Source organism: Chromobacterium alticapitis, assembly GCF_002924365.1.
Lineage (GTDB): Bacteria > Pseudomonadota > Gammaproteobacteria > Burkholderiales > Chromobacteriaceae > Chromobacterium > Chromobacterium alticapitis.
This window is the reverse complement of record NZ_PQWB01000116.1, coordinates 1-6,779: the sequence shown is the minus strand read 5'-3', so window position 1 is coordinate 6,779 and position 6,779 is coordinate 1. Positions and strand designations below refer to the sequence as shown.

At 57.1% G+C, this 6,779-nt stretch carries 6 protein-coding genes; 1 reads left to right on the top strand and 5 read right to left on the bottom strand.

Annotated elements, in window-relative coordinates; all coding sequences use genetic code 11:
• Positions 1-1,033 (top strand): IS4 family transposase (locus C2I19_RS18260; protein WP_103904061.1); only part of this gene is annotated, 1,033 nt, incomplete at its 5' end.
• A 506-nt stretch (positions 1,034-1,539) separates the two neighbouring features.
• Here the strand turns inward: C2I19_RS18260 and C2I19_RS18255 are convergent.
• From C2I19_RS18255 to C2I19_RS18235, 5 genes are read right to left on the bottom strand one after another with little or no spacing between them, the layout of a single operon-like run.
• Positions 1,540-2,283: a WecB/TagA/CpsF family glycosyltransferase gene (locus C2I19_RS18255; RefSeq protein WP_103904060.1), complete on the bottom strand. Its 744-nt coding sequence runs from the start codon at positions 2,281-2,283 to the stop codon at positions 1,540-1,542.
• Complete coding sequence (locus C2I19_RS18250) at positions 2,271-3,389, bottom strand: glycosyltransferase family 4 protein (protein ID WP_103904059.1); 1,119 nt, start codon at positions 3,387-3,389, stop codon at positions 2,271-2,273. Before C2I19_RS18250 ends, C2I19_RS18255 begins: the two co-directional genes overlap by 13 nt.
• Positions 3,382-4,638: a hypothetical protein gene (locus C2I19_RS18245; RefSeq protein WP_103904058.1), complete on the bottom strand. Its 1,257-nt coding sequence runs from the start codon at positions 4,636-4,638 to the stop codon at positions 3,382-3,384. The genes C2I19_RS18250 and C2I19_RS18245 overlap by 8 nt, the downstream gene beginning before the upstream one ends.
• On the bottom strand, positions 4,638-5,411 hold the full coding sequence (locus C2I19_RS18240; protein ID WP_103904057.1) for a glycosyltransferase family protein: 774 nt from the start codon (positions 5,409-5,411) through the stop codon (positions 4,638-4,640). Before C2I19_RS18240 ends, C2I19_RS18245 begins: the two co-directional genes overlap by 1 nt.
• On the bottom strand, positions 5,408-6,670 hold the full coding sequence (locus tag C2I19_RS18235) for a lipopolysaccharide biosynthesis protein (protein WP_103904056.1): 1,263 nt from the start codon (positions 6,668-6,670) through the stop codon (positions 5,408-5,410). The genes C2I19_RS18240 and C2I19_RS18235 overlap by 4 nt, the downstream gene beginning before the upstream one ends.
• Between the last annotated feature and the right edge of the window lie 109 nt (positions 6,671-6,779).

The window sequence follows — 6,779 nt, the reverse complement described above, 5'->3', positions numbered from 1 at the left end:
CAAGAAGCTGCGCTGGCAAGCCTTTGTCGAACTCAATCAAGCCGTGCTGGCAGACCTGCGGCCCGCGCCGGATTGGCATGGCTTCCGCGTCGTCGCGGGCGACAGCACCACCTTGTACCTGCCGACGACGCATCCCGACACCCTGCGCGATGGCGGTGACGGCTTTGGTTGCTACCACACCGACACCGGCATTTACAGCCTCGCCCGCGCCTCCGCCCTGTGCGAAGCCAGCACCGGTCTGATTCTGCGCGCCGACCTCACTTCCGAAACCGAGGACGAACGCACGGTGCTGGCCAGCCAGCTCGACCAACTGCAAACAAACGATTTGCTGGTGCTGGACCGCGGCTACCCGGCGTACTGGCTGTTCGCGCTGCTGCAGGCCAAACAGCGTCATTTCTGCATCCGTTTGAAGCTGGACTTCAGCGCCCAGGTGCGGGCCTTCGTCGCCTCCGGCGCCGCTAGCGCGGTGATCGACATCACGCCGAACCGCGCCCATCGCCCGGGCTTCGCCGCGCACGGCTTGCCCTTGCAGCCGCTGCGGCTGCACCTGGTGCGGGTGCCGCTGAGCAGCGGTCAAGTCGAAGTGCTGGCCACCTCTTTGTTGGATCACGCCCAGTGGCCGGCAGCGGCCTTCGCCGCGCTATACCAGAAACGCTGGCGGATCGAAGAGACCTTCCGCCACCTCAAATGCCGGCTCAAGCTGGAACAGTTCGGCAGCGAAACGCCGCAAGCGATACGGCAGGAATTCCACGCGGCGATCTTGCTGCACAATCTGGCGACGATTGCCGCGCAGGATGTATTGGTGCAGCAGGCGCGGGATGCGCAAACCCATGCGCCGAACCTGACGCATGCCTCGCACCTGGTGCGGCTGTATCTGCCGCAGCTGCTGGCCGATCCGGCGTCGATCAGAGAGATTGGGCCGTTGCTGTACGACTCGATCGCCCAGCAGATCATCCGGCGAAGGCCGGACAAACCGACCTCGCCGCGCAAGGCCAACCGCAAAAAACCTCGGCATCATCGTGCTTATAAGTAATTGATATGGACGGTGCTATTGCTTAATTTCGCGACAGTGCTAGGGCCACCAGCCGATCAAGGTAGCCCCACTAGCCAAGTCGACATTCACGACAGCCCTGCGCATCCTTTGTCATGGGAGAGCCTGTGTCACTCTGGCAATCAGGCAAAGAATCGGGCATCATCCAACAATCCATGCATTCCCCAGCAAAATCTCTGCCAAACGGCATGAGCTCAAACATGCTGTGTGCTATTCCGGACTCCACACCCCGTCCATTCACAGCACTTCACGAAATGGCGTGCCCCGTAAAATAGCACGAACGATCGTGCTTACAATAACACGAGCAATCGAACGGCAGGCTCCCGCCCTAAATTCAAGCAACGCCCTTCCGCTACCAACCAAGCCCCGAAGCACACCTTGCGTCGAACGGGAAACTAAGTCCACGTGCATTCATACACGCGCATACATCGAAGATGGGGCTTGGTAAAGAGTCACTCTAACCATTTCTCTTAAGTCTTGCATAACTATCACTGGCTTAGCGGTGATTTTGCATTGATGTAACGAAACATTCGCACGGATCGCGCCAATCTTCTCAATCGAAAAAAGGACGGCTGGGCCAGCAATCTCCACGCACCCTCCAATCCAATTAACTGTATCATTCGCGGAGCACGGCGAAGCGTTCCCGCCAAAAAATCCACAGTCCCTCCCGCTCCCATGCAATATGCAACGCCGGATTCGGATAGGAAATCAAGCTGGTCCTCACCTAGAAACTCCTGATTCGGCGACCCTAAGCACAGCAATACAGCCAGAGGCTTATGCGTCGTCACCAAGACCTGGAACTCCGCAACAAAACCGGAGCTATACGGGTAGCGTTCAAACGGCGGTGACCAGGCATGACAGAACGGCTGGCCATACTGTTGATTAATCCGTTCTTGCGCAAGTTTGGCGCTGGAAGGGGTGCCGCCTACAATGAGCATTGTACGTTGCTCTTGGACGCAGATATTGGCCAGATTGAAAACCAAATCCGACCCGCTTAACTTCTCGACCGTAACGCCAGGGAAGCGCCGCTGCGCGACCTGATAGGGCCAAGTGCCGTCAAAGGTGCTCACATTTCTATCAATGATGGCGGCAAGGCGTTTATCGCCCTCTTGCGCTCGAACGATGAAATCGGCATTGACGGTCACGATGAGTCGGCATCCTGTATCACGCACAATGACCTGATCCAACGTCAGACCTCGAAACTTAAGTCCGAAGATGGTTATCTGCGACATAGCTTACTCTTGATGGAGGTAGAGAGTTGATGGGCGACGGTACGGCGATCGAAGTCGAGCGCCAGGCGACGCGCAGCTGCCGAAATCTTCGCGACATCATCTGGATGCATGCCCAAAGCACGCGATAACGCGTCGCGCAGGGAGGCGGCGTTGCCGGAATGGAAATGAAGCACCTCCCGTCCGTCCATGGTGATATCGATAAACGGCCGGATATCCGAACATAGCACAAGGTGGCCCGCAGCCATGCCTTCGACTGCGGAAAGGCCGAGACTTTCTCGATACGAAGGAACGACATGGATATCAAACTGGCGATGAATCTCTGGAACCCGCTCCGGACCGACCTGCCCATTGAAGCTTACATTATGCAAGCCGACCCTTGCCACCCAGTCCCTCAGCTTGCCGGCCTCCTTACCTCCTCCCCAGAAGCCTAGATGGACTCGCTCCTGCTGGTCCGGCGGCAGCATAGACCAAGCCTGCGTCAGCAGCTCCCAACCCTTGTCCGCGTCTATGCGGCCCACAAAGCCGACTCGCACGACGCCATCTGGCGCTCTCGATGCCCAATGGCCCGGACGCCTCACGGAATCATGATCGGCAAAGGCAGTGGTATCCACGCCACTGGATGGCGAAACCTGAATTTTCGTCGAATCGATCTGGGAATAGATGGAACGAAGCAACTCAGCGAAGAACAGTGAAGGCACGACAATCAACTCCGCCCGGCGCACGAGGAGCCCCTGTCCAATACGATTCAAGCTTCGGCTCAAACCGGCCCGCACCGCAAGATCATCCCCATGAATATGCAGAATCAGCCGCTTGCGGAACACTATGCTCAACAATGCAATCGGCAGGCAATGATGCGATGCATAGTGCGCATAGATTGCATCAATGCCCCCGCCTATGCCTGCCTTCAGCAGGTCTCTAAAATAGCGCAGATAAGCGAACAGCTTCTGCCAGCGCGCCCGGCGCCCACTGATGACGATAACATGGCGAATATCCAAGCCCTCGGTCCGCAGATCATCCAGGCTACGAGCTACAAAGGCTCCGTAGGAGGGGTCCGCCACAGATGGGAACATATTGGACAGGAAGAGCCAGCGCAAAGGCTTACTCATCGAGATGTGCTCCTATTGTTTCCGCCTGCTGGCGCGAACGGAGCCGCTGCAGCCCTCGTAGATTGAATAGCAGGACATAGGTACAGAAGAACCATAAATAGTCGCTGGATCCCATCGTGAACCATCCGGCGGCGAAAACCAGGAATCCCAACCATCTCAGATTGGCGTACATCACACTGTGGGCAAACAGAAATGGCGTTGAAAAGAAAAAGATTAGCGCGAGCGCACCTATGCCTTGCTCGACGATAAGGTGTCCCCACTGCGTCTCGGACAATGTCACAGGCATTGCAAGCGTCTTGTTGAGCGAAGCGGAAAAATCGCCCCAAGTGCCGATTCCGCGCCCAAATGGATGCGCTTGGATATTGGCCCAAGCATACAGCCAGGAATTCACACGCAAATCCAAGAAGCGGAATTGCGGATACTCGGCATCAGCATCAGCCTCGGCAATCAGCGCGGGGACACCAACATCCATGATCAGCTGCGACTGTTTAACCCGGTCTGCAATCTGACTGTTCTGGCTGGATCCCAGTAATGGAACGCACACTATCAGCAAAGCGAGCAGAGATATGCGAACGCCTCGAGTCGCTCGCGCCAGTAGGTACAAAATCGCACAGAGAATCACGTATTTTTGACCCGACAGTATCAACAGAAAGTATAGCAAAGCCTTTTTCAAGGTTGACGTCTGCCACGCGTCAAGTGGGAAAAGCCGCGCATCCGCCAGCAAAAGCCGCGTGAACAGCATGGCCGACCACAATGGAAGATTCAGTATCAGCCCGCTATAACGCCCTGCCTTCTCCGGGGAGTCGAAATAGTCAGCAGGCACGCCGAGCAAAGACAAAGGACCATTGCCGAGCGCCACCTGGATCAACACCAACGCGCCATTGATGGCCATAGCAATAGATAGCGCCTGGCGCAACCTCGTCTCCAAGGCGATGGGTGCCACAGGAATAGATCTGAAATAGGTGGCGTTGATGCAGCCAAGCACCAGAACCAGCGGCAGCGACAGCTTGAACAGCTCGTACATGGACGATGGTAAGGTCGAGAAACGGGACAGACCGTACAGTATGCAGAACGCCGCGAGCCATGCCGCGCCCATGCTGCCGCGCTGGAGACGCAGACTGGAGGGCAGGTAAACCAACAAAAAGGTCAAGGCCATGCCCAACTTAAGCAATGGTCCCAGCGGGCCGAAAGCATCAAGATAATCAGCGAAAAAGGCCGCGACGAGCACTGGCACGACAAACGCTTGCATCAGGAGCCTCCCCCGATCGCACGCAGCAAACGCCGCTTCGGCTCGACCAAGCGAGCGCACACGGACCAAGCGCGCGCGTACAAGCGCCAGCGCAGCGTTCCGCCATATTCGCACAGCAGGGATGATTTCTCCGCCGCAATAGCCAACGACTGCTTCGAGGAGAAGCCCGCCACATCGTAGCAAGCCGTCGTAAATGGCGTGATCAGGAGCGGCTCTTTCCTCGCCGCCAAGTATAATTCCAAATCCGCGCAGGAGCGCAAGTCTTCCCGATACAGGAATCCGCGGCGCGCCCATATCCGCTTCAGAAAGCCAGCCGAATAGAATGTCGCCTGATGGCAGGGGTAATCGCGATAGATGATGGCTCCCGGAGTCGATGGGGGGACCGGAGCGCGGCGCAGTCCCACTATGATGCCCTCGCGTGTCAGGCGGACACCCGCAACGCTAAGCACTGGGCGTTTCGCCTCATGCTCAGCCAAATGGGAGAGCAGTTCGCTTTCGACAAAGAGATCGCCAGCGTTCATGAATACCACCAGGTCATCGTCATCGATCTGGGCCCGCAAATGATCGAAAGCCAGATTCATCGCATTATAGATGCCGCTGTCCAAGCTCGGCAGTACCATGGCTTGCGGGTACTTTGCTGATAGGCCATCGTTGTAGCGTTTTACGAAGATCCAATGACGAAGATGCAACGGCTCACCCAAATTACAACTCTCGTATGTCTCATTCAGTTGCGCGCCATCCTCGTAAACGACTGTCACGACATGCAGCGTCATACAAACTTTCCTTCATGAGATTTTCGTAACCGCGACCGTATAGCCACCGCCAGAATGCCGGCTGTCACCAGATAGCCGGTCCCAATTGCGACCGCGGCCATCAACGGAGTACCCAGCCACCGGCTTCCCGCAACGGCGAAGCTGACCGTGACGCCCCCCCCTGCCAGAATGGCAATCGCTCGGGTTCGCGCCATTTGGTAATACTCCGCAATCAAGCCAAATGGTCGATACGCGGCAACGCCCAGGCTTGCCGCAACCAGAGCATAAAAATAGGTGGAAGCGCTCGCGTACTTGACCGGCAACAACAAATCCTTGAACAAGGCGTACGTCAACACAACCAGCAAAGCAAAGGCGGTATTGATGCCCAGGAAGCGCATGAACCAGCGAGTCGCCACCGCTTGCAAGCGATGGCTGGAACGAAGCTCTGCGAACAGCCGCGGATAGAACGCATTCGTGAGCGACTGGTTGAAGTTAGCCATGATCGCAGCCAAGGTCGCCCCCGCCGTATACAGACCCGCCGTAGTCAGCCCGAAAGTGTGCGCAACAATGGTTTTGTCGGACTCGTTCAAGCCCCAGGCTCCGAATAGAGCAAGCATGGACGGCAAGCCAAACGCCACGATCTGGCGCTTGAACTTGGCATCGAACTTGGGCATGAGGATTTCCATCCGCCCCCAATACCTGAACCATAGCATCACGGACTCGGCAAACATCAATGCGAGAATACGCCCGCTAGCCGATGCGACAACCTGGCTGATCAGCAAATAAGTCAATGCCAGCGCGAGGACGTTGCTCACCAAGGTCAGTCCGGCATACATGACGGCCTTCTGCTCCGCGACGAATTCTGTCGAAGCCATGGTGCTAGCAAAGCGCAGCAAGGCAAACAGGGGCACCAGCAAAAGCAATGGGTCCGGCAACACGCCAAGCAGCCACAGCGACGTCGCAACGACCTGCAGCACGCCGAAAACCATCAACGCGATGGCAATCGCCGTGCATCGGAACCTGTCGTACGCAGCGCTATCCAGCGTGGACTTGTTCACGGCGATCAGCCCCTCGGCCGCCAGGGAAACCATGGGGGAGGCGATATAGAGCATACTGAGAAAAATGCCGATGCGCCCATACTCATGCGGGGCGAGCAAGTGCGTCATCAGCACGGCGCTTGCCAATCCCAGCAGCGCGCTTACAACCGTCGTTCCCAGATACAAGAAGGTATTGATCCAGGAACGTCGGCCAGGCGTGGATAGACTCGCGCTGCTGCTCATTCGAACTCTCCAGCCGCCTTCAATTGGTCGAAGTGTTCTGCGTCGCGATACTTCAGGACCCGGGCAGGATTGCCGCCCACCACTGCAAGCCTGGGAACATCCTTGGTGA

Excerpts from the sequence above, each read along its gene's own strand:
- C2I19_RS18250 (WP_103904059.1), bottom strand. The coding sequence starts at position 3,389 with ATGAGTAAGCCTTTGCGCTGGCTCTTCCTGTCCAATATGTTCCCATCT.
- C2I19_RS18240 (WP_103904057.1), bottom strand. The coding sequence starts at position 5,411 with ATGACGCTGCATGTCGTGACAGTCGTTTACGAGGATGGCGCGCAACTG.
- C2I19_RS18245 (WP_103904058.1), bottom strand. The coding sequence starts at position 4,638 with ATGCAAGCGTTTGTCGTGCCAGTGCTCGTCGCGGCCTTTTTCGCTGAT.
- C2I19_RS18255 (WP_103904060.1), bottom strand. The coding sequence starts at position 2,283 with ATGTCGCAGATAACCATCTTCGGACTTAAGTTTCGAGGTCTGACGTTG.
- C2I19_RS18235 (WP_103904056.1), bottom strand. The coding sequence starts at position 6,670 with ATGAGCAGCAGCGCGAGTCTATCCACGCCTGGCCGACGTTCCTGGATC.